The 26,500-nt window shown below is 63.6% G+C and carries 30 protein-coding genes and 1 tRNA gene; 14 read left to right on the forward strand and 17 right to left on the reverse strand.

The genetic code is table 11. From position 1 onward, the window contains the following. The first annotated feature begins 5 nt into the window (after nt 1-5). Nucleotides 6-785 (forward strand): enoyl-CoA hydratase/isomerase family protein, encoded by a 780-nt coding sequence (locus ACK4FH_RS10195; protein ID WP_409813225.1) that lies wholly within the window; start codon nt 6-8, stop codon nt 783-785. 1 nt (nt 786) lies between these two features. Here ACK4FH_RS10195 and ACK4FH_RS10200 read toward each other — a convergent pair whose 3' ends face one another. Beyond that, nucleotides 787-1,509: a histidine phosphatase family protein gene (locus ACK4FH_RS10200; RefSeq protein ID WP_409813227.1), complete on the reverse strand. Its 723-nt coding sequence runs from the start codon at nt 1,507-1,509 to the stop codon at nt 787-789. Nucleotides 1,510-1,650: 141 nt separating this feature from the next. Here ACK4FH_RS10200 and ACK4FH_RS10205 point away from each other — a divergent pair, with 141 nt between their 5' ends. Together ACK4FH_RS10205 and ACK4FH_RS10210 are read left to right on the forward strand one after the other, a co-directional pair. After that, a complete protein-coding gene (locus ACK4FH_RS10205) occupies nt 1,651-1,890 on the forward strand; it encodes a type II toxin-antitoxin system VapB family antitoxin (RefSeq protein WP_409813229.1) in 240 nt (79 codons plus the stop codon). Next, a complete protein-coding gene (locus tag ACK4FH_RS10210; RefSeq protein WP_409813231.1) occupies nt 1,891-2,280 on the forward strand; it encodes a type II toxin-antitoxin system VapC family toxin in 390 nt (129 codons plus the stop codon). Nucleotides 2,281-2,283: 3 nt separating this feature from the next. On the opposite strand, the gene purB is transcribed toward ACK4FH_RS10210, so the two are convergent. Next, a complete protein-coding gene (gene purB, locus ACK4FH_RS10215; protein ID WP_409813233.1) occupies nt 2,284-3,627 on the reverse strand; it encodes an adenylosuccinate lyase in 1,344 nt (447 codons plus the stop codon). A gap of 173 nt (nt 3,628-3,800) precedes the next feature. On the opposite strand from purB, the gene ACK4FH_RS10220 reads away from it, so the two are divergent. Then, nucleotides 3,801-5,225, forward strand: a complete 1,425-nt coding sequence (locus tag ACK4FH_RS10220) for an amidase (protein WP_409813235.1) — start codon at nt 3,801-3,803, stop codon at nt 5,223-5,225. Between the two features lie 75 nt (nt 5,226-5,300). Here the strand turns inward: ACK4FH_RS10220 and radC are convergent, their stop codons facing one another. Together radC and map are read right to left on the reverse strand one after the other, a co-directional pair. After that, a complete protein-coding gene (radC, locus tag ACK4FH_RS10225; RefSeq protein WP_409813237.1) occupies nt 5,301-5,987 on the reverse strand; it encodes a RadC family protein in 687 nt (228 codons plus the stop codon). A 15-nt stretch (nt 5,988-6,002) separates the two neighbouring features. Beyond that, complete coding sequence (gene map / locus ACK4FH_RS10230; protein ID WP_409813239.1) at nt 6,003-6,824, reverse strand: type I methionyl aminopeptidase; 822 nt, start codon at nt 6,822-6,824, stop codon at nt 6,003-6,005. A gap of 121 nt (nt 6,825-6,945) precedes the next feature. Between map and ACK4FH_RS10235 the strand changes: the two genes are divergently transcribed. From ACK4FH_RS10235 to ACK4FH_RS10245, 3 genes are all read left to right on the forward strand, one after another. Then, entirely contained in the window at nt 6,946-7,728 is a 783-nt protein-coding gene (locus ACK4FH_RS10235) for a competence/damage-inducible protein A (RefSeq protein ID WP_409813241.1), read from the forward strand. Between the two features lie 249 nt (nt 7,729-7,977). Continuing rightward, the gene (locus ACK4FH_RS10240; RefSeq protein WP_409813243.1) at nt 7,978-8,226 is read left to right on the forward strand and encodes a hypothetical protein; all 249 of its coding nucleotides are present in this window, start codon (nt 7,978-7,980) and stop codon (nt 8,224-8,226) included. 145 nt (nt 8,227-8,371) lie between these two features. Continuing rightward, nucleotides 8,372-8,458 (forward strand) — tRNA-Leu (locus ACK4FH_RS10245). Nucleotides 8,459-8,665: 207 nt separating this feature from the next. Here ACK4FH_RS10245 and ACK4FH_RS10250 read toward each other — a convergent pair. Further along, nucleotides 8,666-8,920 (reverse strand): zinc-finger domain-containing protein, encoded by a 255-nt coding sequence (locus ACK4FH_RS10250; protein ID WP_409813245.1) that lies wholly within the window; start codon nt 8,918-8,920, stop codon nt 8,666-8,668. Nucleotides 8,921-9,339: 419 nt separating this feature from the next. Here ACK4FH_RS10250 and ACK4FH_RS10255 point away from each other — a divergent pair, with 419 nt between their 5' ends. From ACK4FH_RS10255 to ACK4FH_RS10265, 3 genes are all read left to right on the forward strand, one after another. Next, nucleotides 9,340-10,779 carry an MFS transporter gene (locus tag ACK4FH_RS10255; RefSeq protein WP_409813247.1) on the forward strand — a complete coding sequence of 480 codons (1,440 nt, stop codon included), beginning with the start codon at nt 9,340-9,342 and terminating at the stop codon, nt 10,777-10,779. Nucleotides 10,780-10,784: 5 nt separating this feature from the next. Further along, a complete protein-coding gene (locus tag ACK4FH_RS10260) occupies nt 10,785-11,540 on the forward strand; it encodes an alpha/beta fold hydrolase (protein WP_409813249.1) in 756 nt (251 codons plus the stop codon). A gap of 61 nt (nt 11,541-11,601) precedes the next feature. After that, a complete protein-coding gene (locus tag ACK4FH_RS10265; protein ID WP_409813251.1) occupies nt 11,602-13,005 on the forward strand; it encodes an MFS transporter in 1,404 nt (467 codons plus the stop codon). A 4-nt stretch (nt 13,006-13,009) separates the two neighbouring features. Here ACK4FH_RS10265 and ACK4FH_RS10270 read toward each other — a convergent pair whose 3' ends face one another. Then, complete coding sequence (locus ACK4FH_RS10270) at nt 13,010-14,266, reverse strand: M20 family metallopeptidase (protein WP_409813253.1); 1,257 nt, start codon at nt 14,264-14,266, stop codon at nt 13,010-13,012. A gap of 75 nt (nt 14,267-14,341) precedes the next feature. On the opposite strand from ACK4FH_RS10270, the gene ACK4FH_RS10275 reads away from it, so the two are divergent. Continuing rightward, nucleotides 14,342-15,091 (forward strand): alpha/beta fold hydrolase, encoded by a 750-nt coding sequence (locus tag ACK4FH_RS10275; RefSeq protein ID WP_409813254.1) that lies wholly within the window; start codon nt 14,342-14,344, stop codon nt 15,089-15,091. Nucleotides 15,092-15,173: 82 nt separating this feature from the next. Here ACK4FH_RS10275 and ACK4FH_RS10280 read toward each other — a convergent pair whose 3' ends face one another. The 8 genes from ACK4FH_RS10280 to ACK4FH_RS10315 all read right to left on the reverse strand — a co-directional run bounded on the left by ACK4FH_RS10280 (nt 15,174) and on the right by ACK4FH_RS10315 (nt 21,578). Beyond that, nucleotides 15,174-15,965: an SDR family NAD(P)-dependent oxidoreductase gene (locus tag ACK4FH_RS10280; RefSeq protein ID WP_409813256.1), complete on the reverse strand. Its 792-nt coding sequence runs from the start codon at nt 15,963-15,965 to the stop codon at nt 15,174-15,176. Nucleotides 15,966-16,031: 66 nt separating this feature from the next. Continuing rightward, the gene (locus ACK4FH_RS10285; protein ID WP_409813258.1) at nt 16,032-16,400 is read right to left on the reverse strand and encodes a PilZ domain-containing protein; all 369 of its coding nucleotides are present in this window, start codon (nt 16,398-16,400) and stop codon (nt 16,032-16,034) included. 68 nt (nt 16,401-16,468) lie between these two features. After that, nucleotides 16,469-17,332, reverse strand: coding sequence for an SDR family NAD(P)-dependent oxidoreductase (locus ACK4FH_RS10290; protein WP_409813259.1), 864 nt, complete (start codon nt 17,330-17,332; stop codon nt 16,469-16,471). A gap of 23 nt (nt 17,333-17,355) precedes the next feature. Then, complete coding sequence (locus ACK4FH_RS10295) at nt 17,356-18,156, reverse strand: enoyl-CoA hydratase (RefSeq protein ID WP_409813261.1); 801 nt, start codon at nt 18,154-18,156, stop codon at nt 17,356-17,358. Nucleotides 18,157-18,328: 172 nt separating this feature from the next. Continuing rightward, complete coding sequence (locus tag ACK4FH_RS10300; protein ID WP_409813263.1) at nt 18,329-19,867, reverse strand: sulfatase; 1,539 nt, start codon at nt 19,865-19,867, stop codon at nt 18,329-18,331. A 99-nt stretch (nt 19,868-19,966) separates the two neighbouring features. Continuing rightward, nucleotides 19,967-20,473 carry a thermonuclease family protein gene (locus ACK4FH_RS10305; protein ID WP_409813264.1) on the reverse strand — a complete coding sequence of 169 codons (507 nt, stop codon included), beginning with the start codon at nt 20,471-20,473 and terminating at the stop codon, nt 19,967-19,969. A 12-nt stretch (nt 20,474-20,485) separates the two neighbouring features. Continuing rightward, complete coding sequence (locus ACK4FH_RS10310) at nt 20,486-20,683, reverse strand: putative motility protein (RefSeq protein WP_409813265.1); 198 nt, start codon at nt 20,681-20,683, stop codon at nt 20,486-20,488. A gap of 85 nt (nt 20,684-20,768) precedes the next feature. Beyond that, nucleotides 20,769-21,578: an alpha/beta fold hydrolase gene (locus ACK4FH_RS10315; RefSeq protein ID WP_409813266.1), complete on the reverse strand. Its 810-nt coding sequence runs from the start codon at nt 21,576-21,578 to the stop codon at nt 20,769-20,771. 199 nt (nt 21,579-21,777) lie between these two features. On the opposite strand from ACK4FH_RS10315, the gene cysE reads away from it, so the two are divergent. After that, nucleotides 21,778-22,608, forward strand: coding sequence for a serine O-acetyltransferase (gene cysE, locus ACK4FH_RS10320; RefSeq protein WP_409813268.1), 831 nt, complete (start codon nt 21,778-21,780; stop codon nt 22,606-22,608). Nucleotides 22,609-22,624: 16 nt separating this feature from the next. Here the strand turns inward: cysE and ACK4FH_RS10325 are convergent, their stop codons facing one another. Then, entirely contained in the window at nt 22,625-23,824 is a 1,200-nt protein-coding gene (locus ACK4FH_RS10325; RefSeq protein WP_409813270.1) for an NAD(P)/FAD-dependent oxidoreductase, read from the reverse strand. 75 nt (nt 23,825-23,899) lie between these two features. Further along, on the reverse strand, nt 23,900-24,175 hold the full coding sequence (locus tag ACK4FH_RS10330; protein ID WP_409813271.1) for a hypothetical protein: 276 nt from the start codon (nt 24,173-24,175) through the stop codon (nt 23,900-23,902). 162 nt (nt 24,176-24,337) lie between these two features. Between ACK4FH_RS10330 and ACK4FH_RS10335 the strand changes: the two genes are divergently transcribed. Then, complete coding sequence (locus ACK4FH_RS10335; RefSeq protein WP_409813273.1) at nt 24,338-25,144, forward strand: glucose 1-dehydrogenase; 807 nt, start codon at nt 24,338-24,340, stop codon at nt 25,142-25,144. A gap of 346 nt (nt 25,145-25,490) precedes the next feature. Next, nucleotides 25,491-25,700, forward strand: a complete 210-nt coding sequence (locus ACK4FH_RS10340) for a DUF3126 family protein (protein WP_409813275.1) — start codon at nt 25,491-25,493, stop codon at nt 25,698-25,700. Nucleotides 25,701-25,702: 2 nt separating this feature from the next. Here the strand turns inward: ACK4FH_RS10340 and ACK4FH_RS10345 are convergent, their stop codons facing one another. After that, nucleotides 25,703-26,467 carry a hypothetical protein gene (locus ACK4FH_RS10345; protein ID WP_409813277.1) on the reverse strand — a complete coding sequence of 255 codons (765 nt, stop codon included), beginning with the start codon at nt 26,465-26,467 and terminating at the stop codon, nt 25,703-25,705. Nucleotides 26,468-26,500 lie beyond the last annotated feature (33 nt).

Below are 26,500 nucleotides of genomic sequence, written 5' to 3' on the forward strand. Positions count from 1 at the left end.
CGGCCATGGGCGACTACAAGAATGTGACGATCGAGAAGCGCGGTGCTGTCGCACTGGTGCGATTCGACCGAAAGGGCGCCCGCAATGCCTTCAATCAGGAGACGATCCTCGAACTCACCGATGTTGCACGGCGCTTCCAGGACGATCTCGAGACGCAGGCGGTGGTGCTGACGGGCACGCGCGAAGCCTTTTCCGGCGGCATCGACCTGAAGGAGCGGGCGAGCCGCGCCGTTACCGCCGGGACAGACCTCGAACTCCGGCAGGTCTATTATCGCGGTGTGAAACTCTGCCAGGCGTGGGAAGACATGCCGCAGATCACGGTTGCCGCTATCGAGGGCATGGCGGTCGGCGCGGGTGTGGCTCTGCCGCTCGCGCTCGACTGGCGCGTGATGGGCAAGGGCGCTTTCCTCTATGTGCCGGAAGTGAAGATCGGCATCAACCTGCAATGGGGCGCGCTGCCGCGGCTCATCACGCTGGTGGGACCGGCGCGCGCCAAGCGCATCTGCATTCTCTGCGAGCGCATGGGCGCGGAACACGCGCTCGATTGGGGACTCGTGGACGAGATTGCAGAGGACGGGCATGTGGCCGATAAGGCGATGGAGCTTGCCGCGGCGGCTGCGTCGATGCCGGCGCCGGCGGTGCGCATGGTGAAGGAGGCGGTCAATGCGACGGCGAACGCGCTTCACAAGGTCAGTGCCTATGCCGATGCCGACCAGAGCCAGCTTTCGACCAATTTCCGTTCGGCGCAGGCAGAAAGCGACAAGTTCGTGAAGGGCAAGAGCTAGGTCAGGCGTCTGCCTTCGCCCTGAGCCGCATCGCGATCTGTTCCAGCGACTGCAGGTGGTTGCCTTCCTTCACGACGTCATAGACGGCGATGTTCATGGCGCGCACCGACTTGCGGACGATGGTGCGCGTTTCCGGGTGCTCGTCGAAGTCGATGACGTTGAGGCAGCAGGTGTTCTGGTCGATGGCGGCAAATGTCTGAAGGCCGGTGCCGAAGGCCCAGCCGATGACGAGCCTGTTGATGCCGCCATGCGCGACAAGGGCGAGCGTGTCCCATTCGGGCTCGGCGATGAGGCGCTCGAGCGCTGCGACCACACGCGCATTCACTTCCTCGAAGCTGTCGCCGCCATTGTAGCGGGCGCCGGGGAGGTGGGCGTCGCGGAAAGAATAGGCGATGTCGTTCAGGTCGAGGATCTTGTCGCGGTATGACGCGTCGCTCTGGAACTCGACGAAATCGTCATGGCGTTCCACGGGCAGGTTGCGGCCTGCGAGGATGATCTCCGCCGTTTCGACCGAGCGCGGAAAGGCAGACGCCACGGCGCGGTCGAAGGGGATGTTCGTCAGCGCCTTGCCCGTCATCTCTGCCTGTTCGCGGCCCCAGGGGGTCAGCCGCACGGCGGTCGAATCCGCCACCCGGTTGCCCCTCTCGTCGACATAGGAGACGTCGCCATGGCGGAACAGATAGATCCGGCGGCGGCGGGAGCCGTCAAAGGCGGTGCGGAGCATGGGAATCCTCAAAGTAGTGGAATGTCTGTGCCGCGCAGTATAGGGCGGATTGTGACAGGCGGGTGAAGCAGAGGCGGCAGATTTCCTTGCAATCCCGATATACCCGTATTATATATCTGTATATCTCTAGAGGATATAAAGATGGCATTCTCCGTCAAAGACGAAGCGACCGACGCGGCAGTTCGCAAGCTGGCAAAGCTCAAGAAAACCGGGCTGACCGACGCCATCCGCATGGCCGTGGAAAACGAGATCAAGAGGTCTGCCGAAGAAATGCCGCTGGTTCAACGGCTGAAAGCGATCGGCGACCGCTATTCCAAATACAAGAAGACGGGGACGAAAGCCGACAAGGCTTTTTTCGACGATCTGGGTGGCGGGCTCTAGATGTTTGTCGACGCCTCGGCCGTCATAGCCATCGTCGCGCAGGAAGAAGGGTGGGAGGCGCTTGCCGGGCAATTGAGGCAGGCCGAGCGCACCTATGTATCGCCGCTCACGCTATGGGAGGCGGCGGCGGGGCTTGCGCGGCAGGCCGATTGCCCCCCGGCGGAAGCGGAGGCGCTTGTTCGGGAATTTGTCGCGACCGTCGATGCAGAAAGCATCGCGGTAGACGACGCCATAGGGTGGGAGGCTTTTGCCGCCTTCGGCCGCTACGGCAAGGGCCGCCACAAGGCGTCGCTCAATTTTGGCGATTGCTTTGCCTATGCCTGTGCAAAGGTCCTCGATATGCCACTTCTCTATAAGGGCGACGATTTTCTGTATACGGACCTTGGCTGACGCCTATTCCGCCGCCTTGCCCTTTGCAGATGCCGCCATGGCTTCCTTGCCGAAGATGCGGGCGAAGATCGTGTCCACATGTTTGGTGTGGTAGCCGAGGTCGAAGCGTTCCTCGATGTCGGCGTCGGTGAGATATTTCTTCACGTCGGCGTCGGCCTTCAGCAGTTCGAGGAAATTGCCCTCGCCGCGCCAGACCGGCATCGCGTTGCGCTGCACGAGGCGGTAGGCGTCCTCGCGGCTCGCCCCCTTCTGCGTCAGCGCGAGGAGGACGCGCTGCGAATGGACGAGGCCGCCGAGCTTGTCCATGTTCTTCTGCATGTTCTCGGGATAGACGAGCAGCTTGTCGATGACGCCGGTGAGGCGGACAAGTGCGAAGTCGAGCGTCACCGTCGCGTCCGGGCCGATCATGCGTTCGACGGAGGAATGCGAGATATCGCGCTCATGCCAGAGCGCGACGTTTTCCATCGCGGGGATCGCCATGCCGCGCACGAGGCGCGCGAGGCCGGTGAGGTTTTCCGTCAGCACCGGGTTGCGCTTGTGCGGCATGGCGGAAGAGCCCTTCTGGCCTTCCGAGAAATGTTCCTCCGCTTCCAGCACTTCGGTGCGCTGCAGGTGGCGGATTTCGGTCGCCACGCGCTCGATCGACGAAGCGATGACGCCGAGCGTCGCGAAGAACATGGCGTGGCGATCGCGCGGGATGACCTGGGTCGAGACGGGCTCGACTTCGAGGTCGAGCGCCTTTGCGACATGCTCTTCCACGCGCGGGTCGATATTCGCGAAGGTGCCGACGGCGCCGGAGATGGCGCAGGTCGCGATTTCCTTGCGCGCATTGACGAGCCGTTCGCGGCAGCGCTCGAACTCGGCATAGGCTTCCGCCATCTTGAGGCCGAAGGTGACGGGTTCGGCATGGATGCCGTGGCTGCGGCCGATGCAGACCGTATCCTTGTGCTCGAAGGCGCGGCGCTTGATGGCGGCGAGAAGCTCGTCCATGTCGCGGAGCAGGATGTCGCTCGCGCGGGCGAGCTGCACATTGAGGCAGGTGTCGAGCACGTCGGAGGATGTCATGCCCTGATGGACGAAGCGCGAATCCTCGCCGATGAATTCGGCAAGATGCGTGAGAAAGGCGATGACGTCGTGCTTCACCTCGCGCTCGATCTCGTCGATCTTGGCGACATCGAACACCGCCTTGTCGCCGCGCTCGCGGATGTTCCGTGCGGCTTCCTTCGGGATCACGCCGATTTCCGCCAAGGCCTCGCAGGCATGGGCCTCGATCTCGAACCAGATGCGGAATTTTGTGTCGGGTTCCCATATGGCGACCATTTCGGGCCGCGAATAGCGCGGAATCATCAGGCGCCTCTCAATGGTTGGCGGGCGGGCGGGAAGGAATGGGCAGGGTTTAGCACTTGGGGGGAGGCCCCTCAAGGGGTGGTTGGGGAGCGGCGGCAACGCAGCGGTATGGCGCCCAGCGTGCGTTTGGGGCTAGGCTTCGGGTACAGAAAAAGAACAAAGGGGAGGGGCTGATGGACAGCAATCTGAAAGGTGCCGCGCCGGTGATGCCGGAGCTAGCAAAGCTCGATGCGACGGCGCAGGCCGCGCTGGTCGCCAAGGGCGAAGTGACGGCGCTGGAGCTGGTGGAGGCAGGGATTTCCCGCATCGAGCAGGTGAACCCGAAAATCAATGCGGTCGTCGGCACGTTTTACGACCGCGCCCGCGAGGCGGCGGAGGGGAAGCTGCCCGCCGGGCCCTTCACCGGCGTTCCCAATCTCGTGAAGGATCTCGACAACCTCAAAGGCACGTCCGCCACCTCGGGCTCGCGCTTCCTTGCGCAGAATATTTCGCCGGAGACGGACCCGATCATCGCAAGCTGCGAGGCTGCGGGCTTCGTGATGGTGGGCAAGAGCAATACGCCGGAATTCGGCTTGCTCGGCACGACGGAGTCTCTGCTGCTGGGCCCATGCAACAATCCGTGGGATGTCACACGCTCGCCGGGCGGATCGTCGGGCGGCGCGGCGGCGGCGGTTGCCTCCGGTATGGTGCCTGTTGCGCATGCGACGGATGGCGGCGGCTCGATCCGCATTCCCGCGTCGTGCTGCGGCGTGTTCGGCCTCAAGCCGAGCCGGGGGCGCATCGAACTTGGCGAGCGGCAATTGCCGGGCGATATCGGATTTCAGCATTGCGTCTCCCGCAGCGTGCGCGACAGCGCGACGCTTCTCGATGCGACGGAGCGGAAGGGTGCCGCCGCCGTGCTGCCGCCCGTGGGCAAGGTCGAAGGGCCGGGGAAGAAGCGCCTCAAAATTGCTTTCGCCACGATGGATTACAAGGGCAAGGAGCCGGCGGCGGATGTGAAGGCGGCGATTGAGGATGTGGCGAAACTTTGCGCCTCGCTCGGCCATGAGATTATTCCGGCGCGCAACCCGCTCGATGGCAAGGCCTTCGAAGACGCGTTTCTTGCGGCCTGGGCGTCCGGCCCGGCGGAGCTTCTTGCGCTGGTGACGCAGATGGGGCTCAAGCCCGAAGATGTGCTCGAGCCCTGGACGCTCGGTCTCGCCGATCTCTACAACAGCAAGCCGAAGGACACGCTGGCGAAATCGCTGGCGCATTTCGAGAAGATCACGGCGGACACGCTTGCCTTCATGGCGGATTACGATGTGTGGTTGACGCCCGTGCTTGCCGCTGCGCCGCCGAAGACGGGCGAGCAGGCGCCGACCGTTCCCTTCGACACGCTTTATGAGCGCGTGTTCAATTATGTGAGCTATACACCGCTTCACAATGTGGTGGGGACGCCCGCCATGTCGGTGCCGCTCTCGTGGAACGCGGAGGGGCTTCCCATCGGTTCGCAATTTGCGGCGCTGCCCGGGCAGGAGCGGGTGCTGCTTGAGCTCGCCTTCGAGCTTGAACAGGCGCGGCCCTGGGCGGAGAAATATCCGCCGGTGTTTGCGGGGTAACGGCCCCTCACCCTTCCGCGGGCTGACGCCCTGCTTCCCTCTCCCCAGCGGGGAGAGGGAAGCAGGGCGTTTCAATTACATCAGCCCGAGCGATCTGAAGCTCGCGTGGCGGCCCTTGCCGACGACGAGGTGGTCGTGGACTTCGATGCCGAGGGGTTTGGCGGTGTCGACGATCTTGCGGGTCATTTCGACATCGGCGTTGGAGGGGGTCGGGTCACCCGAGGGGTGGTTGTGGACAAGGATGAGAGCGGAGGCGTTCAGCTCCAGCGCGCGTTTCACGACTTCGCGGGGATAGACCGGCGTGTGGTCGACCGTTCCCTTCTGCTGCACTTCATCCGCGATCAGAACGTTCTTGCGGTCGAGAAAGAGGATTCGGAACTGCTCCACCGGATTATGCGCCATGGAGGCAGCGCAATAATCGATCAGCGCGTTCCATGAGCCGATTACTTCCTTTTTCATGACTTTGGCTTGCGCGAGGCGGAGGCCGGTTTCGCGGGCGATGCGGAATTCGGTGACGATCGCGTCCGACACGCCTTTTACTTCGCGGAGCCGCGCGGGCTCGGCATTGATGACTTCCGCGAAGCCGCCGAATTTTGCGATCAGTTCCTTTGCCAGCGGCTTCACGTCGCGGCGCGGCACAGCGCGGAAAAGGACGAGTTCGAGAAGTTCGTAGTCGGGCAGGGTGTCGGGCGATTTCAGGAAGCGTTCGCGCAGCCGCTCGCGGTGGCCGGTGTAGTGGGGCTTGCCGTCATCCGCCGCCACGCGCTTGCCGCCCGGTCAGGCGTAGGGCGGGCAGTCGAGGCCCGCGGGGGACTTGGTGAAAATCTCGCAGCCATCGGCGGTGACGCCGACCGAATGTTCGAACTGGGCGGAGAGCGAGCGGTCGCGCGTCACCGCTGTCCAGCCGTCGGAGAGGATCTTCACGCCGGGCTTGCCGAGATTGATCATCGGTTCGATGGTGAAGAACATGCCTTCCTTGAGCGTGGCGCCCTGGCCCTTGCGGCCGTAATGGAGCACGTTCGGCGCGTCGTGGAAGACGCGGCCCAAACCATGCCCGCAGAATTCACGCACCACGGAGCAGCGCTGGCCCTCGGCATGTTCCTGGATGGCGTGGCCGATGTCGCCCAATGTCGCGCCGGGCTTCACGGCGGCGATGCCGCGCATCAGCGCTTCGTAGGTGACTTCGACGAGGCGCTGCGCCTTGCGGGGGGCTTCGCCTGCGAAATACATGCGGTTGGTGTCGCCGTGCCAGCCATCGAGGATATAGGTGACATCGACATTGACCGCGTCGCCGTCGCGCAGCACGCGGTCGCCGGGAATGCCGTGGCAGACGACATGGTTGATCGAGGTGCAGCAGGACTTGCGGAAACCGCGATAGTTCAGCGGCGCGGGATAGGCGCCGTGATCGAGGCCGAAATCATGCACCAGCCGGTCGATATGGTCGGTCGTGATGCCGGGCTTTATTTCAGCCACAAGCATGTCGAGCGCCTGCGCCGCAAGGTGGCCGACGCGGCGCATGCCTTCGAAGGCTTTGGCGTCGTGGATCTTGATCCGGCCGATATTGCGGTCCGGGGCTTCGATGGCGTCGGTATAGCTCATGGCAGCTTTCACAAAATGGCGGCTTTGCCTTGCTTTCTAACATAGTGCGGTGGGGCGGCATTTGAAAGCCGGGCCCTCAGCGCTATTCTCCCTTACTCACGTGACCCCGGGGATAGGTTTCATGTCCGACCAAGCGGCGCAAGCGCGCCCGAAAACCGTTACCGCCTGTGTGTTGACCATTGGCGACGAAATCCTCTCCGGCCGGACGCGGGATGCGAACCTTGCCTATATCGCCACGCATCTGAACCGCATCGGCATTCAGGTGCGCGAGGCCCGCGTGATCCCCGATGTGGAGGAGGTGATCGTCGCGACGCTGAATGAGGTTCGGGCGCGCTACGACTATGTGTTCACCACGGGCGGTATCGGCCCGACGCATGACGACATCACGGCGGATGCGGTGGCCAAGGCCTTTGGCGTCGGCATCGGCTATCACCCGGAGGCGCTGAAAATCCTCGGCGAGCATTACGAGCGGACGGGGGCGGAGTTCAACACCTCGCGCAAGCGCATGGCGCGGCTGCCCGACGGCGCCAGCATGATCGACAATCCGGTGAGCAAGGCGCCGGGATTCCAGATCGGCAATGTTTTCGTGATGGCGGGCGTGCCGATGGTCATGCAGGTGATGATGGACAGCCTGACGGACCGGCTGGAAGGCGGGGCGCAGATGCAGAGCCGCACGGTGACGGGCCAGATCGGGGAGGGGACGATCGCCGAAAAACTGGGCGAATTGCAGGCCCGGCACCCGGATGTGGGCATCGGCAGCTACCCCTATTATGTGGGCAAGACCTTCGGCACGAGCATCGTCATGCGGGGCGTCGATTCGAGTGAGCTCGACATCGTGGCGGGCGAAGTCATGGCGCTGATGCGGGAGTTCGGGGTGGAGCCCGTTGCGGGCGGGGCAGCCTGAAAAACGGCTGAAACCGGGGCTTTTGTCGCATATCTGCAACAGATTCCGGCAACATTACGAAAGTTTCAGCATTTCCGCCGTTTCCGCGCGATACAATCTCCCGTGGACCGATTACAGTTTCCGGCATGAAGGTCTGACGGTCGCAGCCAAGCGCGAAGACGCAAGGGGCCCGGCAGAGGGGGATACAGGCTCCGACCTGATCGGCCTGAGAACAAAATTGGGGTCAGTTGACCCGGAGGGAGAAACGACATGAAGAAGACCATCGGAATTCTCGGCATGGCCGCCGGCGCGATGATGCTGTCCAGCGCGGCTCTGGCTCTCGACTCGAGCTTCGACGCTATGTCGAAGGCTGGCAACCACAAGTTCTATGTCTGGTGCACGGGCGGCCCGGATCGCGAAGCGAGCCAGCAGGGCTCGAACGCGAAGGAAGCCCAGGCGGCGCTCGCCGCTTCCGCCGGCAACAATTGCTGGCCGGTGTGGCAGGGCCTCGAAGGCTAAGCCAGTCCCGCATCAGCGGACGATACGGAACGGCGGTCCCAGTGGCCGCCGTTTCCTTTTTCAGCATTTCCTTTTGCGCGGACGCGGCCAAGCGGGCATAGCTAGGGCGCTGTGCGGCGCGCAGGCCGGCGCGCGATGCGCATGGGGCCCCTTGGCGAAACTGGTATACGCAGCGGACTTAAAATCCGCTTCCCGCAAGGGAGTGCGGGTTCGAGTCCCGCAGGGGCCACCACCCTAAGTCCGCCAAATAAAAACGGGCCAGCCTGTGCGGTTGGGGAATGCGGGCGCAGGACTCAACCGCTCAAAAAGATTGTCACCCCGGCACTTGTTGCCGGGGCCCAATCGATCTTCCGCAAAATTCGAGAGGCTAATGGGTCCCGGGAATAAATCCCGGGATGACACTTATGGTTTTGGCAGGCTCAGGCCGGCTTTCGGAAAATCAGACTGCGACTTTGCGCGGCTCGTGCCAGAGGGCGTCGGCGGGGACGCTTTGATCCGCCTTCATGCCCGCATCATGGCGGTAGAGCGTCGAGCAATAGGGGCAGACGATCTCGCTCTCGCGGCCCATGTCGAGGAAGACATGCGGATGGTCGAAGGGCGGGGCCGCGCCGATGCACTCGAATTCCTTCACGCCGATGCGGATCTCGCGCATACCCGCCTCATTGCAGAATTTCGGTGTCTTGCCGCCCGCCATGTCGCTTACTCCTCGGATGTCCGGGGCCTGTCCGGATGGGCCGAAACTAGAGGCGCCGGGGCCGGAGGGCAAGGGGGCACGCAGAGGCGCAGAGCCGCAGAGAGAATGTGAAAAAAACTTGTCCCTGGATTTCGTAGCTCGCCATCTTGGCCACCTCACGGGGCGGGCGGGCCCCAAGCAAGCGCAGGTGGGTTGGGCATATCTCGCCGCCTGCACGAATGACCGTTTCAATGTCATTTCGCTGTCACCAGCGACGGAATTGGCGGCAATCTGCATTCAAGGTTACGAAATTGTGAGGGTGGCCCTTCCGATGCCGCTTGGAGGGGGAAGGGGGGCCGGGCATAATTGACGTAATGTCATGATCGGGCGGGGACGGGCCGGAAGAGCCTTGCGCCTGCCTTTGGGAGGAGGAACCCCATATGAGCGATGCGGCCGCAACCGGCCCGGCTGCCCGCGAGGCGCACCGGCCCCTGTCGCGCTGGACACTGCTTGCCTTTGCGCTGCCGGCCGCGCCGATCTCGGCGATGGGGCTGCCGCTCGTCGTGCATCTGCCGCCCTTCTATGCGGGTTCGCTCGGCCTGGGGCTCACCGTCGTCGGCACGATCTTCATGCTGGCGCGCTTCTGGGACGTGTTCACGGACCCGGTGCTCGGCATCGTTTCCGACAAGTTCGAGACGCGGTGGGGCAGGCGGCGGCACTGGATCGTGCTAGCCGTGCCTATCATGATGCTCTCGGTGGTGATGATCTTCATGCCGCCGGGGGGCGTGTCGGCGGCCTATCTGATCTTCTGGCTGTTCGTGCTTTATGTCGGCTGGACGCTCATCACCATCTCCCACATGAGCTGGGGGGCGGAGCTGACGCCCGATTATCACGAGCGGACGCGCGTGCATGGCGCGCGCGAGGTGGCGCTCATTCTCGGCATGGTGCTGGTGCTGACGCTGCCGGTCATCATCGAGCAGTCGAACCCGGAAAATCTCGCCGCGGCGCGCGTCGCCTCGATGGGCTGGTTCGTGCTGATCCTGCTGCCGATCGCCGTCGGCCTTGCGGTATGGAAGGTGCCGGAGCGGCCGACGCCGCGGCCCGTGCATGTGCCGTTCAAGCAGGCGGTGGGGGCGCTCGTGTCGAGCCGGCCGCTGCAGATCGTTCTCGCGGCCGATCTTCTCGGCGGCATGTCGGGCGGACTTGTCGCCTCGATGTTCCTGTTCCTCGCCGAAGACGCGCTGAAGCTCGGCACCTATTCGAGCCTGATGCTGCTCGGCTATTTCATTTCCGGCGTCTGCTTCATTCCGCTGATCCTCGCGGTGGCGCGCCGCCTCGGCAAGCACAAGACGGCGGCGGCGTCGGCCGTGTTCAACGCGCTCACCGTGCCGCTCATCCTGCTGGTGCCGGCGGGCAATCATTTTGCGGCGCTCGGCGTCTGGGTGCTGTGCGGCGTCAACATGGCGGCGGGGCCGTTCCTGTTCCGCTCGCTGATGGCCGATGTGTCGGAGCATGACACGGTGGTGACGGGGCAGCAGCGGACGGGGCTCTTCTATTCGCTGCTCACTTCCACCAGCAAGGTGGGCGCGGCGCTCGCCATTTTCATCGCCTATACGCTGCTCGACAGTATCGGCTTCCAGGCGGGCGGCGAGAATTCGCAATCGGTGCTCGACAGCCTGCGGGCCGTCTATGTCTGGCCGGCCTGCATCATCAGCGCGGCGGTGGCGGGCATTCTCTGGTTCTATCCGATCGACGAGGAGCAGCAGGTGGCGAACCGGCGCATCATCGAAGAGCGGGGGCTGCAAACGGCGGCGGCGGCGCTCGCCATGCGCACCGGCCAGCCGCGCGACCCGCAGTCTTCCGGCGTTGCGGCGGATTGAGCGGCATGGGCGAGTTCACGTCGAACGGCGTTTCGATCGCCTATGAAGTCACGGGCGAAGGGCGGCCGATCCTGCTGATCCACGGCTTTTCGGCGACGGCACATGACAATTGGGAGCGTACGGGCTGGGTGCAGGCGCTCACCCGCGCGCGCTTCAAGGTGGTGACGTTCGACCTGCGCGGGCATGGGGCGAGCGGCAAGCTCCACGATCCCGCCGATTACGGCCATGCGAAGCATGTGGGCGATGCGCTGGCGCTGCTCGACCATCTGGGCATTGCGGAAGCGGACCTGATGGGCTTTTCCATGGGGGCGGGGATCGCCATGCGGCTGGCGGCGCATCATGGCGAGCGCTTCGGGCTTGTGGTGCTGGCGGGCGTGGGCGGCAAGGCGCTGGAGCCTGCCTCCTCCTTCGGGACGAAGACGGCGGATGCACTCGAAGCCGCGGACCCCAACACGATCGAGGACCGCACCGCCAAGGCCTTCCGGCTCTATGCCGAAAATCTCGGGCAGGACCTCAAATCCATCGCCGCCTGCGCGCGGGCGCCGCGCGAGGGGGGCGCTGCCGATCTCGTGCCGCTGATCCGCAACCGGGCGCTCGTGATCGCCGGCGCGCGGGACGACCTTGCGGGCGATCCGACTGCGCTTGCGGCGCTGATGGCGAATGCGCGCGCCGAAATCATTCCCGGTACGGATCATATGTTCGCGCTGCCGAACCCGATGTTCAAGGGCGCGGTGATGGATTTCCTCACCGGCTACAGTTGAAGCCTTGGCGCGGCACCCCATCTGACAGTTTCGCTTTCCCTTTCGGCACATGGCAGGACAAATGACTTCTTCGGACGGTTCCGCGAACAATTCCGCGGGAAATGGCGGACGGCTTTCCGGCTGGCGGCTTTCCGCCTTTTCAGGGCCCGCCATTCCCATTGCCGCGCTGGGACTGCCGATCGGTGTCTATCTGCCGCAATTCTATGCCGGGCCGATGGGGCTCGGGCTTGCCGCCGTCGGCACGATCTTCATGCTGGCGCGGCTCTGGGACGTGATCACCGACCCGATGATGGGCGTGCTGTCGGACAAATATCCATCGCGCTGGGGGAGGCGCAGGCACTGGCTTGTGCTCTCGGTGCCGCTTCTCGTCATCTGCGCCTATATGGTGTTCGTGCCGACGGCGCCGGTATCGAGCTTCTATCTCATAGGCTGGATGTTCTTTCTCTATATCGGCTGGACCATGCTCACGATTTCGCACATGGCCTGGGCGGCGGAGCTGAGCGAGGACTATAACGAACGCTCGCGCATCCAGGGCTACCGCGAGGCGTTCCAGCTTCTCGGTGTGCCCTTGGTGCTGCTGATCCCGGCGATCATCGAGCAGATCGGCGCGGAGAATATGGAGTCGGCGCGCGTCGCCGCCATCGGCTGGTTCATCGTCATCACGCTGCCGATTGCGGTCGCCATCAATATTTTCTTCGTACCGGAGCGCAAGGCGACTCCGCAGCCACCCGTGGAGATCGGCGCGGCAGTGAAAGCGATCTTGCGCAATGTGCCGCTCCGGCGGCTTCTTGCAGCGGACTTCTTGTCCGGTTTTGCGGGCGCGGCGCTTGCCTCGATGTATATCTACGAGGCGACCTATGTCTGGGGCATCGGCTCGGTCGCAAGCTTCCTGCTGCTGCTCTATTTCTTCGGCGGCATCATCTTCATTCCCGTGGTGCTGAAGCTTTCCTACCGTTTCGGCAAGCACATAACAGTGGTGATGGCGGGGCTGTTCAACGTCGTCTTCCCGCCCGTCATCTTCCTGATCCCGGAAGGGAATTATTATGTGGCGGCGCTGGTGCTGCTGTTCCTCGGCGTGAATGTCGGGACCACGACGACGCTCTATCGTTCGATCATGGCGGATGTGGCCGATATCGACGAGCTGGAAACCGGGCAGCGGCGGACGGGGCTTTTCTATGCGCTGCTGACGCTGACGCAGAAGCTCGGCGGGGCTTTCGCGGTCGGCGTCGTGTTCTGGACGCTGGCGCTGATCGGGTTCGAGCCGCAGGGCGAAAATTCACCCGCGACGCTGACCGGGCTTTCCATCGTCTTCGTGGCGACGCCGATGATCTGCAATGCGATCGTCGCGCTCATCATGTGGAAGTTCCCCATCGGCCTCAAGGAGCAGGAGGAACTGCGCCGCAAGCTCGACGAGCGTTTCGTCGAGGAAGTGGAACAGACGGAGCGGCTGCCGAATCTGCCGTGAGGCGTTACATGCAGCCGCAGCCGCCGATATGGGCGAGGCCGTTCGGATCAAAGGCGGCGGCAACGGAGCGGGCAGATGCATCCGCCGTGGCGGCGAAATCGGCCTTTGCCTGTTCGCGCATGCCGGCGTCCATCATGAAATCGATCGCGGTCATGGCGAGCGCCTTGGCGCCGTCGAGGCAGGCCTTGTCGCCGAGATCGGACGCCGCCCATTTCGCGAATTCCGGGTTGTGGATCACGACATGAGGGGGCGCGGAGGCGATCATCGGATGGATGGACGGCACGCGATGGCTGATATTGCCCATGTCTGTGCTGCCCGATGAGCCTGCCGGCATTTTCGACAGCGGGAAGAAATCGCGGCCGAGCGATTTCGCATTCGCCTCATAGGCGTTGGCAAGCGGCATACTGGTCTTCAGGTCGAGATAGTCGGCCTTCGCCCATTTGATTTCCGCCGTGCAGCCGCTTGCGAGCGCGCCCGCCTCGAAGCAGGCCTGGACGCGCTTTTTCAACGGCGCGAGGTCTTCGGCATTGGCGGCGCGGACATAGAACAGCGCCATCGTCTCGTCCGGCACGATGTTGGGCGCGAGGCCGCCCTTCTTGATGATGCCGTGGATGCGCTCGGTCGGGCGGATGTGCTGGCGGAGTTGCGCAATCGCCTGATAGGCGGTGATGAGCGCGTCGAGCGCGTTCAAGCCCATATGCGGCATGGCGGAGGCGTGCGCCGAGCGGCCGTGATAGGTGACGGCGACTTCCGAGACGCAGATGCAGGGCATGGTGACGAGGTCGACGCCTGCCGGGTGGACCATCATGGCGGCGTCGAGACGGTCGAAAGCGCCTTCCTGCGCCATGAGTTCCTTGCCGCCGCCTTGCTCCTCGGCTGGCGTGCCGAGATAGCGGACGCGGCCGGGCAGGCGGGCCCCGAGTTTCGCGAGAGCAAGAGAGGCGCCAAGGCCCGTCGTCGCGATGATGTTGTGGCCGCAGGCATGGCCGATGCCGGGAAGGGCGTCATATTCGGACAGGATCGCGACTTCAGGGCCCTTTTCGCCGAAGCTCGATGCATAGGCGGTGGGGAGGCCGAAGGCGCCTCGCGTGACGGGAAGGTCTGCGCGATCGAGCGCGGCGGTGAGGATGCGTGCTGCCTCATGCTCGTGGAACGCGAGTTCGGGCTTGCCGTGGATCTCGTGGCTCACGGCGAGGAGGTCCGCCGACATGGCGTCGATCGTATCGCAGACTTCGCGCTTCAGGGCGGCGGCATCGGTCATGGTTCTCTCCCCGTGTTTCCGCTTAGCCTAGACTGCGAAGCGTGTATTTTCCAGCCGAAGCGGAAAGTGGAGCGGATGGAGCATTTCATTTCCCATGACGGCTTGAAGATCACCTACCGGGTGGAGGGCGAGGGGAGCCCGGTCATGCTCGCACATGGCTTTGCCTCCACCCATGAAGCGAACTGGGTGGCGACGGGATGGACGAAGGCGCTGGTCGAGGCCGGCTACTGCGCCATCCTGCCGGACATGCGCGGGCATGGCGAAAGCGGCAAGAGCCATGAGAAGGCGGACTATACGCTCTCCACGATGGCGGCTGATCTTGTTGCACTGCTCGATTATCTGGGCGAGCCGGGCGCTGACCTGATGGGCTATTCGATGGGCGCGATGGTGGCGCTGGTCGCGGCGATGGAAGCGCCGGAGCGGTTCGACCGGATCGTGGCGGCGGGCGTCGGTGCGCGGCTGCTCGATCCCGACCGCGATCCCGGCCCGGTGATCGAGGCGCTGCTGGCGGACGATCCCTCAAGTGTGACGGATGCGGGCGCGCGCGGATTTCGCGTATTCGCCGATCAGAACGGGCAGGACAGGCATGCGCTTGCGGCTTGTTTCGAGGCGGTACGCGCGCCGTTTCCGGTTGATGGATTGGCACGGATCAAGCGGCCGGTGCTTGTGGTGGCGGGCGAAACGGACATGCTGGCCGGTGCGGCGAGCCCGCTCGCCGAACGGATACCAGGTGCACGCGTCTTCACTGTGCCGAAGCGCGACCACATGAAGACGGTGGGGGACAGGGCTTACAAGCAGGCAGTGCTGGCGTTTCTGGGGGAGTGAGTAGCGGCTGAGGCACTAGATAAAATCGTCATGGCCCGGACAAGCCGGGCCATGACAAGTTTGTTTTTGGAGTTTTCAGGTCTTAACGCGCCGTCAGCGGGGCGAAGCCGAGATGCATCCCCGCATCGGTGATGAGGGTTTCGCCGGTGATGTGGTCGGAGCCTTCGCCGCAGAAGAAGACGACGGCGGTGGCGATGTCTTCGGGCGTTCCGGCGCGGCCGAGCGGTGTCGACTGTTCCTGCTGGCGCTTGATGCCTTCAAAGGTCTGCTGGCCGAAGCGATCCGAGAACCAGCGCGTACCGATGAAACCGGGGCAGACGGCATTGACGCGGATCTTCGGCGCCAGCGAGCGGGCAAGCGAGAGCGTCATGGTGTTGAGTGCGCCCTTCGACGCCGCATAGGCGACCGAAGAGCCAATGCCGGTGACGCCTGCGATGGACGAGACGTTTACAACCGAGCCCTTGCCAGCCTCTTTCATATGCGGCGCGCAGGCGCGGATCATCTGATAGGCGCCGACGACATTCACCTTGTAGATCCAGAGGAAGTCTTCGGCGTTCAGCTCGTCAAGCTCGGCATGGTTGGCGAATTTCGTGCCGCCGGCATTGTTCACCAGCACATCGACGCGGCCCCATTTCTTCACCGTCTCATCGACGATGCGGCGGCAGTCGGCGTCTTCGCCGACATCGCCCTGGGCGAGGATCGCCTCGACGCCCTTCGCCTGACAGGCGGCAAGCGTTTCCTTCGCTTCCTTTTCGCTCTTCGTATAGTTGATGACGACATTGCAGCCCTTGTCCGCAAGCTGCAGTGCGACGGCGGCGCCAAGCCCGGTGGCAGAGCCTGTGACGATGGCGACCTTGTTCTTGAGCGACGACATGACGTATCTCCCCTGATGAATTTTGAGGGGAGTGTAGCGGGCGCGGATGCCAGACCCAAACGGAGATCAGCGTGGGCCGGGCTCGGGCGGATTGCGGAAGGCGGCGAGGATCAGCCGGTCGTTCAGCCGGTCGCGCCGGGCGGGCGGCGTTTTGAGGTCAATCGAGACAGTGAGGCCGTCATGGCGCATGGCGCGGCCGCGGGCGAAGCCGACGCCCGGCACTTCGAGCGCCACATCCGCGCCGATGGCAGGGAGCGGCGAGGCTTCGACGATGGCGCCCGTGGCGGACATTTCATGGATCAGGCATTCGGCATCGACACCGGCAAAGACGATGCGGCCCTCAATGCGCGTGGCGATGCGGCGGAAGCGGCGGCGTTCCGCATCCGTCTGATTTTCCTGGGTGTTTTCCGGTCCAGCTTCGGACGGTATGGCCATGAGAAGCGCCTCCAGCCCGGAGGCTAGAGGCGAGAGATTGCCAAACCCTTGATGCGGACCGGCGAGGCCTAGGCCGGTTTCCGCTGGTCTTCCGGCAGGGCGGCGAGGAAATCGCCGATCACCTTCTCAAAGTCGATGCGCTTGCCGAGCGTGGCCATCGGGCCTGCGGTCAGCGCGCCGTCGACTGCGATGGTCTGGCCGTTGACAAAGGTGGACTCGTCGCTTGCAAGGAAGAGGGCGGCATTGGCGATGTCTTCCGGCAGACCCGAGCGCGGCGTCGGCTGGATTTTCGCCAGATGCGTCTTCATCACTTCGGCGAACTGGTCCGCCACCTGCGTGCCGAGGCCGAGGCCGGAGCCGAAGATCGAGGTGGCGATGCCGCCGGGGCAGATCGCATTGGAGCGCACGAAGAAGGGCGCGAGTTCGAGCGCGGCGCAGCGCGAGAAGTGATGCACGGCTGCCTTGCAGGCGGAATAGACGAGAGGGCCATAGCCCGCCTGGAGGCCGGCGACGGAGGCCGTCGAGATGATCGAACCCGATTGCTGCGCCTTCATGTGAGGTACGGCATATTTGTAGCCGAGGACGACGCCCTTCAGCAGCACGCCGACGGTTTCGTCGAAACCGTTCATGTCTATCTCGGCGAGTTCGCCGCCGACGCCGCCATAGCCCGCATTGTTGAAGAGGATGTCGAGCTTGCCGAATTTCTTCACCGTGTGGTCGACGAGGTTTTTCACTTCGTCTTCATGGGCGACATTGGTGCGGCAATAGGAGAAGGCGGCGCCGAGTTCGCGCTCCATCGCTTCGCCCTTGTGGTCCTGCAGGTCGGCGGCGACGACTTTCGCGCCTTCCTTCAGGAAGAGATCGACCGTGCCGCGGCCAATGCCGCTGGTGCCGCCGGTGATGATGGCGACCTTGCCGTCGAGACGTCCCATGATGTTTCTCCTTGTTTGAATTCTTATTTGCCCTTGAAGGCGGGCTTTCTTTTTTCCATGAAGGCGGCGCGGCCTTCCTTGTAGTCGTCGCTGGCGAAGCAGCGGGCGATGAGCGCGTCGCATTTTTCAGCGTCGAAGTTGCCCGGCGCTTTCGCGAATTCATCCACCACCTGCTTGGCGGTGTTGACGGTCATGGGCGCGTTTTCGGCGATGAGAGCGCAGTAATCCCGAACGAAATTCTCCAGTGCCTCTTTCGTCGTCACGCGGTTGACGAGGCCCATCGCCAGCGCTTCGTCATGCGTGAAGCGGCGGGCGGTGAAGAAAATTTCCTTGGCGAAGGAGGGACCGACGACATTCACGAGGCGGCCGGTGCCCGAAGCGCCATAGGCGAGACCGAGTTTCGCGGCGGGGATGCCGAAAGTGGAGCCTTCGGCGGCGATGCGCATATCGCAGGACAGTGCGATGCCGAGACCGCCGCCGATGCAGAAGCCGTCGATCATGGCGATGGTGGGTTTCTGCGCTTCGGTGATGGCATTGAAGGCGCGCTCGGTCGCTGCTTCATAGGCGAGGATGCCTTCCGCCGTGGAGCGGCTTTCGCCGAATTGCGAGATGTCGGCGCCAGCGACGAAGGCGCGATCGCCCGCGCCCGTCAGCACGATGACGCGGATTTCCTGGTCGGCATCGAAAGCGGAGAGGATCTCCGGCACGGCCTCCCACATGTCGAGGCTGACGGCATTCAGCCGCTCGGGATTGTTGAAGATCATCCAACCGATCGCGCCGTCCTTCTTCGCGATCATGCGGGGGGTGGGGGAGGCAATCGTCAAAGGTCTGTTCCGGCCAGAGTTTCTGCTGCCGACTGGGATACAGGCGGGGCGGGGTGCTGGCAACAACCTAACAGAAGTCATTGCCGGGCTTGACCCGGCAATCCAGAGCGGGATGGCATGGGGCACGAGGCCCTTGGATGCCCGGGTCAAGCCCGGGCATGACAACCTTGTTTCAAACCGGCGCGACGCATTCGAGGCGGGGCGTACGGGCGGGGGGCTCGGCGTCTTTCAGGTCGGCGAGAAGGTCCGATTTCAGCTTCGCATAGGCCGGGTCGTTCCAGAGGTTGCGGAACTGCTGCGGGTCTTCCTTGTGGTCGTAAAGCTCGCCCTCGGTGCCGTCATAGATCGTGCCAGGGAGATAGGCGGTGATGGTGTAGCCGTCGCGATAGATGGTGCGGAGCACCACCGTCGTGCCATCGACATGCTGGCAGTCCCATTCGGTGAAGACGCGTTCGCGCTTCTGCTTTTCGGCCTCCGCTTCCGATTTCGGCATGGGCTTTCCCTGCATCCATTCGGGCACGGGCAGACCTGCGATCTCGCAGAAGGTGGGCGCGAGGTCGACCTGACCAACGGGCTTGCCGACAGTGGCGGGCGAAATCTTCGCCGATTTCGCGGGACGCCAGATCATCGGCAGGCGCATCAGCGCATCGACGTGATAGGGCCCCTTGAAGAGCAGGCCGAATTCGCCCTGGAATTCGCCGTGATCGGTGGTGAAGACGACATCGACATCGTCGCCCCAGCCGCGCTTTTCGACATAGGCCATGACTTTCGCAATGGCCTCGTCGATCAGTTCGTTCTCGACATGGGTGAAGGCGTTGATCTCCTGCACCTGATCGGCGGTCATGTCGCATGCGCGGAATTCCGGCGGCGCCTCGAAATTCGTGACGCGCTCGCCCTTGTACCATTCCATCCAGTGGCGGGGCTTGTCGGCCAGCATCTTCTCGATCTTGTCCTTCGAGCCCGGATAGAACTCGGGCAGCGGCGTGTCGCGCCAGGGATGGCGGTGCAGCTCGGATTGCGGCGGGTCCCAGGGGTGGTGCGGATCGGGGAAGCTCATCCAGCAGAACCAGTCGTCATTCGCGCCGACTGAGCCCAGCCAATCGATGGTGCGGTCTGCCACCCAGTCGGTGTGGTAGTGCTCGCGGCTCACGGGATTGAAATGCACCTGACAGGCGCCGGTATCGCCGCCGCCGGCCGCATTCACCTGAAACTTCTCGTTGAGGTTCTGGTAGAAATAGCCGAAGGCGTCGGGATCGTTCTTCCTGATCCATTCGGCGTAATGGAGGATGAGCGGCGAGTGCGTCGCAAGCTCCATATAGTCGAAGCCGCGATGAGGCCCGTGCTCGCCCTTGCGCGCCATCTGGCTTTCATAGAATTGCTGCTTCGGGTCGATGAAGGGCTCGAAATGCGCCTTGCCGATGAGCGCTGTCTTGTAGCCCGCCTTGTCATGCAGATATTTCGCGACGGAGGGCGCATCTTCCGGCAGCGGCACGCCGTTCATCCAGACGCCATGCGTCGAGACATACTGGCCCGTTATCATGGTCGAGCGGGCCGGCATGCAGACGACATTCTGGTTATGCGCGCGGGTGTAGTTGATGCCATTTGCGGCAAGCGCGTCGATGGCGGGGGTCTTCGCGATCTTCTGGCCGTTCGCGCCGATGGCGTCGAAGCGCATCTGGTCGGTGGTGATGAAAAGGATCTTCCGGCCCATGCGTCACTCCCTCGCGCCCGCGTTTTAATGTTATCCATTAATTTTACAAGGAAAGGCGCGGCAGGGCAAGGATGGAGGGGCGGTCAGGGAGAAAGGGTATCAGCTGCACCAGCTTTCGCGACGTCCGCCACCATAGGGCCGGGCGAGGCCCTGCGCGATCAGTGTATCGGCTACATCGCGGCCGTCCACCGTGACGCGGGCGAGCGTGCGGCCATAGCGGTCTGTGCCCTGGCGCTGGAGTTCGACATTGCCGCGGGCAATTTCGCCGATCAGCGCCTGTTTCGCCCGTTCGGCGGCGAGGGCTTCGAACTCGCATTCGGCGCGGTGGCCAAGCTCCGGCGTATCGAGGCCGACGATGCGGATGCGCTCTTGCCCCAAGCGGATCGTGTCGCCGTCATAAACGGAAATGGCGTAATGAAGTGCGGGCGCGGGTGGAGGACTGTCCGTGAAGATGATGGCGGCGGCAAAGGCAGCAAGCAGGAAGAGCACGAAGCCGCCATGCCGCCGGCCAAGCAGGATGGCGAGGGGCGAGGGCGGCCGCCTGCCCAGAAAAAGACGCCGCGCCTGCCGCAAGGGGCGGGTGCGGGAACCGAAACTGCCGATCATGGAAGGGCCGCCTCAGACGCTGATGTCGAGGCGCTGGCCGAGGCCTATGGGCGGGGTGGATTTGGTGACGGCCTGCGAGGCTTCCGCCAGCATGTCGATAAGCGCCTTTTCCTGCTCGTGCCCGGCGCGGATCATGGCCATCTGCATGGCCTGAGCGATCTGGCTCTGATTGGCGGCAACGGCGGCCGACGCGATACTCGAAACAGACATGGATACCCGGACGCGATACGAGGGATTCGCGTTCAGACTAGGCGTCGGAGATTAACGGTTGATTGCCGGATTGTGCCAAAACGGGTCAGCCGGCGTCCTCGCCCTTGAGGAACGAGATCATGGCGGGGAGCGCCGTTCGGTCCTGCAGCATGAAGAGGTGGCCGCCTTCGAAGAAGCGAAGTTCCGCGCCGCGGATGCGGGAGGCCATTTTCTCCTGCGTTTCGGGAAGGGCGATGCCGTCATATTTTCCGGCGCAGATGAGGGTGGGGCAGCGGATCTGATCCAGCCGGTTCCATGTGTCATGGGCGGCGCGGGCCTCGAGCTGGCGGCGGGCGCCCATCTCGCGGCCCGTTTCATCCGCATAGGGATCATTTGCTGCGAAGGCGAGGAGCTGTTCGTAAGCATCCGGGTTTGCGGCGGCCCAGGCGGCATCGTGGCGCGTGTCGGAAATCGGGATCATGTGGCGGGCGCGCCCCTCGCGGCTCATGCCGATCAGCGTGTGGAGCGGATATGATGCGCCGCCCGCGCCGCCGGGCGAGGTGCAGGCGAGAACGAGCCCTTCCACGACATGGGGATGATTGATCGCGAGTTCCTGCGCGACCATGCCGCCGAAGGAAACGCCGACGACGAGTGCCGAGCCCCAGCCGATGGCGGCCATGAGGTTCACCGCATCCTCGGCATATTCGGACATGGAATAGGGGCGGTCGGGCTTTGCCGACTGGCCGAGGCCGCGCTGGTCATAGGCCAGCATGTCGAAATGTTTCGGGAAGGGGCCGTCCAACACATTGGGCCGCATCCGCAGATCGCTGCCGGTGCCGGAAATGAAAAGAAGGCGGGGGCCGCTGCCCACGCGCTCATAGTAAATGTCGATGCTGCCTGCGGCGATGACCGGCATTGGCCCCCCATACTCAACAAATTTCGAATCCGGCGGAGGTTAACACGAAGAAAAGTGAGTTCCCCCATTGAACTCGCTCAGGAGCGGCCCATGTGTTAGGCTTCCGGAAACCGCCGCCATGCATTTCATATGGCGGCCTTCCGCCGCGGGGTCGGCCATGATGGCTGGGCAATCCCGGAGACAGGGCGAGGAGAGAGACATGTCGAAGCCGGTCGAACGCAATCAGCCCTTGTCGGTCTGCGATCCCGTGTGGGAGCGCCTGCGCAAGGAAGCGGAAGAAATGGCGGCGGGCGAGCCCGTGCTTGCGAGCTTCCTCTATGTGACGATCCTCAATCACCGCGATTTCGAGAGTGCGCTTTCCTATCATCTGGCGCAGAAGCTGGCGCATCCCGAGATGCGCGCGATGCAGCTTCGCGAGCTTCTGGACGAGGCGCTGGAAGCCTCGCCCGAAATCGGCGAGGCCTGCCGCGCCGACATCGTGGCCTATTACGAGCGCGACCCGGCCTGCCATTCCTATGTGCAGCCCTTCCTGTTCTTCAAGGGCTTCCACGCGCTGCAGGCTTACCGCGTGGCGCATTGGCTGTGGGGGCAGGGGCGCAAGGCGATGGCTCTCTATATCCAGAACCGGATTTCCGATCTCTTCGCGGTGGACATTCATCCGGCGGCGAAGATCGGCCGTGGCATCTTCATCGACCATGCGACCGGCATTGTGATCGGCGAGACGGCGGTTGTGGAAGACGATGTGTCGATGCTGCATGGCGTGACGCTGGGCGGCACGGGCAAGGAACAGGGCGACCGGCATCCGAAGGTGCGCCGCGGCGTCTTGATCTCGGTGGGCTCGAAGGTTCTCGGCAATATCGAGATCGGCGAATATAGCCGCATCGGCGCGGGCAGCGTGGTGCTGCAGAACGTGCCGCCGCATTGCACGGCGGTCGGCGTTCCGGCGAAGATCGTCGGCTGCGCAGGCTGCGACAAGCCGGCCCATGCGATGGATCAGATGATCCAGGGCGAAGACGGCGAGAGCATCTGACGCGGTTGCTGCCGGTTCAAGGCAGCCTGTCCTTCATTGCATAGAAGAGCATGCCGGCGACGAGGCCGGGATAGCGCAGCCATGTGCCGCCGGGGAATTTTGGCGTCTTGAGCTTCGCCATCACGTCGAAGCGTTCGGCCTGACCGGCGACGGCTTCGGCGACGAGCTTGCCGCCGAGCGTTGCGATGTTGATGCCCTGTCCCGAATAGCCATGCGCGAAGACGATGTTCGGTTCGAGGCGGCCGAAATGCGGCATGCGCTTCAGTGTGATGGCGACGGAACCCGACCAGGCATAGTCGATGCGCTTGTCTTTCAGTTGCGGGAAGACGCGGAGCATGGGCTTGCGCACGAAACCGGCGAGGTCCTTCGGCAGGTTCGGCGAATAGCTTTCGCCGCCGCCGAAGAGCATGCGTCCGTCCGCCGAGAGGCGGTAATAGTCGATCACGAATTTCGTGTCCTGCACGCAGGCATCGTTGCGGATGAGCGCGCGGGCTTCATCGCCGAGAGGTTCGGTTGCGATGATAAAATTGTTGATCGGCATGATGGCGCCGGCGACGCGCGGCTCGAGCATACCGAGATAGGCATTGCAGGCGAGGACGACATGGGCGGCGCGGACGGAGCCCTTCGCGGTTTTCACCGTTGCGGGGTCGGTGCGCGAGATATCCGTGACACGGCTTTCCTCATGGATGACGACGCCCTTTGCGCGCGCGGCGCGGGCGAGGCCGAGCGCATAGTTCAGTGGATGGAGATGGGCGCCGTCTTCGTCGTAGATGCCGCCGTGATAGCAATCGCTCGCAATCGTCTCTCGCATTTCCTCGCGGGATAGGTAGCGCATTTTCGTGTAGCCATATTCCGAGGCCATGTGTTCAACCTCGGTGCGGTGCCAGTCCGCATCGCTCTTTTTCCAGGCGGCCTGAATAAGACCCGGTTTCAGGTCGCATTTGATCGCGTGGCGGGCGATCAGCTCCTTCACCAGCGCATTGCTTTCGACGCCGAGATCCCAGAGGCGGTGCGCCCACTCCTTGCCGAGCCGTTCCTCAAGCGAACGCTGGTCCTTGCGCTGGCCGATGCCGAGCTGGCCGCCATTGCGGCCCGATGCGCCCCAGCCGATGCGCTCCGCTTCGAGGACGACAACGGAATATCCACTCTCCGCGAGATGCAGCGCTGCGGAAAGGCCGGTATAGCCCGCACCCACCACGCAGACATCGGCGGACATTTCGCCTTCCAGCGGTGTGACCGGCGGCGCGTCATTCGCGGTTGCTGCGTAGTATGAAGCGGGATAAGCCATCGGTCAGAGTTCGACCTTCTCGTCCTTGCGATCGTCCGCATAGATGTCGCAAAGATCGAGACAGGCTTCGAATGGCGCACTGTCGAGCGTATATTCGAGCGCGTCGTCATTTTCCCAATCGCTCTGGAAGACCACCCTGCCGTCCACTTCCTCGATCCGCGAGCCGAGGAAGCCGCGCGGCGGATTGCGGTCGAATTCGCGCTCCTTGTAGGCGCGGAGCTGCGTGAGGATGTGGTCTGCCTGCGAGGTTTCGAAGGTAATCCTGAGGGCGATAGCCATTTCTGCTCCTTGATCGGCCCGCCCGTTCTGGCGGGGTCTTCCGTGCTGTTTGTGCGGTTCTATAGCACAGGCTGCGGGTGCGGCGCTTTCGTGCTTTGCCGCAGCCCAAGGCCACGGCAGAATGGCACAAACAAACCATAAATTCAGGGGAGATGGCGGCTTATGGCAAGACTGAACGGCAAGGTGGCATTGGTGACGGGTGCGGCGAAGGGCATCGGCGCGGCGACGGCGAAGGTGCTGGCGCGCGAAGGCGCGAAAGTGGTCTGCACCGATCTCGACGAAACAGGCGGGCTTGCCGTCGCGGACGAGATTGCCAATGCGGGCGGCGAGGCCGCCTTCATGCGGCAGGACGTGGTGGACGAGGCGCAGTGGGAAGCGGCGGTGAAGCTCGCGGAGGACCGTTTCGGCGCGCTGCATGTGCTGGTCAACAATGCGGGCATCGCGCCGGAAGGCGGGCCGATCGAGGAGAAGACGCTGGCCTCATGGCGGCGCACGATCGAGGTCGATCTCGACAGCGTTTTCCTCGGCTGCAAGCACGGCATCCGCACGATCAAGAAATATACGTCGAAGGGCGGTGTGGGAGGGTCGATCATCAATCTCTCGTCGATCCTCGGCCTTGTCGGCCAGCCCAATGCGAGCGACTACAATGCGGCGAAGGGCGGCGTGCGGCTGATGACGAAATCCGTGGCGCTCGAATGTGCGGACGCCGGGTACAATATCCGCGTGAACTCGGTGCATCCGGGTTATATCGATACGCCGATGGTCAAGGATGCGCTCAATCGCGGTGTCGTTCAGGGGCAGGCGGTGGGGCCGAACGAAATGCGCGAACTGCTGATCATGCTGCATCCGATCGGCCGGCTGGGCATCGACACGGAAATCGCCAATGCGATCCTATTCCTGGCGAGCGACGAATCGAGCTTCATGACGGGAACGGAGGTCGTGGTGGATGGAGGCTATACCACCCGGTAAGGCGTCAGCGGGGGCTCGGCATGAGGAGGGCGCGCTGATCTGCGCCCGATTCCGGCGGGAAGGCCGCTTGCGCCAGCGTGAGGACTGCGGCGACCGTCAGTGCGCAGGCTACAAAGGTCAAAAATCTGCGAGTCCGGCGTGACATCTCGCCTTCTCCTCCGACAGGTCCGGCGAGAATGACATCGCAAGCGCCTGCCCGCCATTGGACCAAGCGCCGCAGGGGGGTGCCCGTCAGGGTTTACACCTGCGGCGGCAAATGGGTACAACCACCGGGCGCGGCCCTGAGGGGCCCATCCGGCCCCCGAGAGGCGGCAGGACACCAATCCAGCGTCGACGGGAGAGCTTCGTGAACAAGACCGAAATCCAGCGCATCGAGAAATATCTGCGCCAGAAGTTCCAGCTTCCCTCGATCATCGTCCGCCAGCGGCCGCAGAAGGACGATTCCGCCGAAGTGCATATCGGCGATGAGTTCATCGGGGTGCTTTTTCGGGACGACGACGAAGGCGAGGTTTCCTACGCCTTCAACATGGCCATTCTCGAAATCGATCTCGACTGATCTCAGTCGGCGATCGAGCCCTGCAGATCGTCGATCCGTTCGATCGCGGCGAAGCGGTCCACCAGCGCGGAAATGTTCCGGTCGATCATGCGCCAGCTATCGAGATGGTGCCGCTTGTAGCGGTAGGACATTTCGAGGCGGGGCCCGAGCAGCAGCGAGCGATAGCAATTCGGGCTTTCGATCTGGGCGCTGCGGCGGTCGCAGATCAGCAGAAGGATGCGTTCTTCCGCATCCTTTCCGACAAGTAGATCCTGATTGGCATAGCCGGTATTGTCACGGAAGCGAAAGAGCTGAAGCCCGTCCGGGCCTTCCTCGGGCTCTGCCGATGCCAGATATTTCGAATAGATGTCCTTCAGGCGACGCGATGAATTGAGCGCGGCGTCGCGCTGGCTGAGCGAGAAGTAGATGACATTCGAGCGGATGGAGTTGTCGGCGAAGCTCTCCTGCTGGTCCGGTGAATAGGGCAGGAGGCCGGGCAGGAGCGCGTGCATGTCTATCATGTTCATGCGGCCGCCGCCGCGCTGCGCCGGATAGCGGGTGTAGTTTTCGGGGATCACGAAGCGCTGGTCGGCGATGATGGCCTCGATCTCGCTGCTGGCGCTGCTGGCGCGCGCGTCGCGGCCGAGCAACTCACCCGGCGTCGGTCCGAAGTAGTAGTAAAGGAAGATGCCGGAGAAGATCAGGACGCCGGCGAACACCAGAAGCGGGATCATCCAGGCCGGGCGCTCATGGACCAGCTCGTCGTCTGTCTGTCTGCCTCGCGCCAAGCCGCTGCCCTCTCGCCACTGGCCCAATTCGTT

Source organism: Parvibaculum sp. (assembly GCF_046297875.1).
Classification (GTDB): Bacteria; Pseudomonadota; Alphaproteobacteria; order Parvibaculales; family Parvibaculaceae; genus Parvibaculum.

What these genes read in the sequence shown, in the direction of transcription:
- ACK4FH_RS10265 (WP_409813251.1), top strand. Translation starts at nt 11,602, where the DNA reads ATGACTTCTTCGGACGGTTCCGCGAACAATTCCGCGGGAAATGGCGGA.
- ACK4FH_RS10325 (WP_409813270.1), bottom strand. Translation starts at nt 23,824, where the DNA reads ATGTCCGCCGATGTCTGCGTGGTGGGTGCGGGCTATACCGGCCTTTCC.
- ACK4FH_RS10255 (WP_409813247.1), top strand. Translation starts at nt 9,340, where the DNA reads ATGAGCGATGCGGCCGCAACCGGCCCGGCTGCCCGCGAGGCGCACCGG.
- purB (WP_409813233.1), bottom strand. Translation starts at nt 3,627, where the DNA reads ATGATTCCGCGCTATTCGCGGCCCGAAATGGTCGCCATATGGGAACCC.
- ACK4FH_RS10220 (WP_409813235.1), top strand. Translation starts at nt 3,801, where the DNA reads ATGGACAGCAATCTGAAAGGTGCCGCGCCGGTGATGCCGGAGCTAGCA.
- cysE (WP_409813268.1), top strand. Translation starts at nt 21,778, where the DNA reads ATGTCGAAGCCGGTCGAACGCAATCAGCCCTTGTCGGTCTGCGATCCC.
- ACK4FH_RS10315 (WP_409813266.1), bottom strand. Translation starts at nt 21,578, where the DNA reads ATGCCGGTCATCGCCGCAGGCAGCATCGACATTTACTATGAGCGCGTG.
- ACK4FH_RS10310 (WP_409813265.1), bottom strand. Translation starts at nt 20,683, where the DNA reads ATGTCTGTTTCGAGTATCGCGTCGGCCGCCGTTGCCGCCAATCAGAGC.
- ACK4FH_RS10195 (WP_409813225.1), top strand. Translation starts at nt 6, where the DNA reads ATGGGCGACTACAAGAATGTGACGATCGAGAAGCGCGGTGCTGTCGCA.
- ACK4FH_RS10240 (WP_409813243.1), top strand. Translation starts at nt 7,978, where the DNA reads ATGAAGAAGACCATCGGAATTCTCGGCATGGCCGCCGGCGCGATGATG.
- ACK4FH_RS10205 (WP_409813229.1), top strand. Translation starts at nt 1,651, where the DNA reads ATGGCATTCTCCGTCAAAGACGAAGCGACCGACGCGGCAGTTCGCAAG.
- map (WP_409813239.1), bottom strand. Translation starts at nt 6,824, where the DNA reads ATGAGCTATACCGACGCCATCGAAGCCCCGGACCGCAATATCGGCCGG.
- ACK4FH_RS10300 (WP_409813263.1), bottom strand. Translation starts at nt 19,867, where the DNA reads ATGGGCCGGAAGATCCTTTTCATCACCACCGACCAGATGCGCTTCGAC.
- ACK4FH_RS10290 (WP_409813259.1), bottom strand. Translation starts at nt 17,332, where the DNA reads ATGGGACGTCTCGACGGCAAGGTCGCCATCATCACCGGCGGCACCAGC.
- ACK4FH_RS10285 (WP_409813258.1), bottom strand. Translation starts at nt 16,400, where the DNA reads ATGGCCATACCGTCCGAAGCTGGACCGGAAAACACCCAGGAAAATCAG.
- ACK4FH_RS10250 (WP_409813245.1), bottom strand. Translation starts at nt 8,920, where the DNA reads ATGGCGGGCGGCAAGACACCGAAATTCTGCAATGAGGCGGGTATGCGC.
- ACK4FH_RS10275 (WP_409813254.1), top strand. Translation starts at nt 14,342, where the DNA reads ATGGAGCATTTCATTTCCCATGACGGCTTGAAGATCACCTACCGGGTG.
- ACK4FH_RS10270 (WP_409813253.1), bottom strand. Translation starts at nt 14,266, where the DNA reads ATGACCGATGCCGCCGCCCTGAAGCGCGAAGTCTGCGATACGATCGAC.
- ACK4FH_RS10200 (WP_409813227.1), bottom strand. Translation starts at nt 1,509, where the DNA reads ATGCTCCGCACCGCCTTTGACGGCTCCCGCCGCCGCCGGATCTATCTG.
- ACK4FH_RS10210 (WP_409813231.1), top strand. Translation starts at nt 1,891, where the DNA reads ATGTTTGTCGACGCCTCGGCCGTCATAGCCATCGTCGCGCAGGAAGAA.
- ACK4FH_RS10330 (WP_409813271.1), bottom strand. Translation starts at nt 24,175, where the DNA reads ATGGCTATCGCCCTCAGGATTACCTTCGAAACCTCGCAGGCAGACCAC.
- ACK4FH_RS10260 (WP_409813249.1), top strand. Translation starts at nt 10,785, where the DNA reads ATGGGCGAGTTCACGTCGAACGGCGTTTCGATCGCCTATGAAGTCACG.
- ACK4FH_RS10305 (WP_409813264.1), bottom strand. Translation starts at nt 20,473, where the DNA reads ATGATCGGCAGTTTCGGTTCCCGCACCCGCCCCTTGCGGCAGGCGCGG.
- ACK4FH_RS10335 (WP_409813273.1), top strand. Translation starts at nt 24,338, where the DNA reads ATGGCAAGACTGAACGGCAAGGTGGCATTGGTGACGGGTGCGGCGAAG.
- ACK4FH_RS10235 (WP_409813241.1), top strand. Translation starts at nt 6,946, where the DNA reads ATGTCCGACCAAGCGGCGCAAGCGCGCCCGAAAACCGTTACCGCCTGT.
- ACK4FH_RS10280 (WP_409813256.1), bottom strand. Translation starts at nt 15,965, where the DNA reads ATGTCGTCGCTCAAGAACAAGGTCGCCATCGTCACAGGCTCTGCCACC.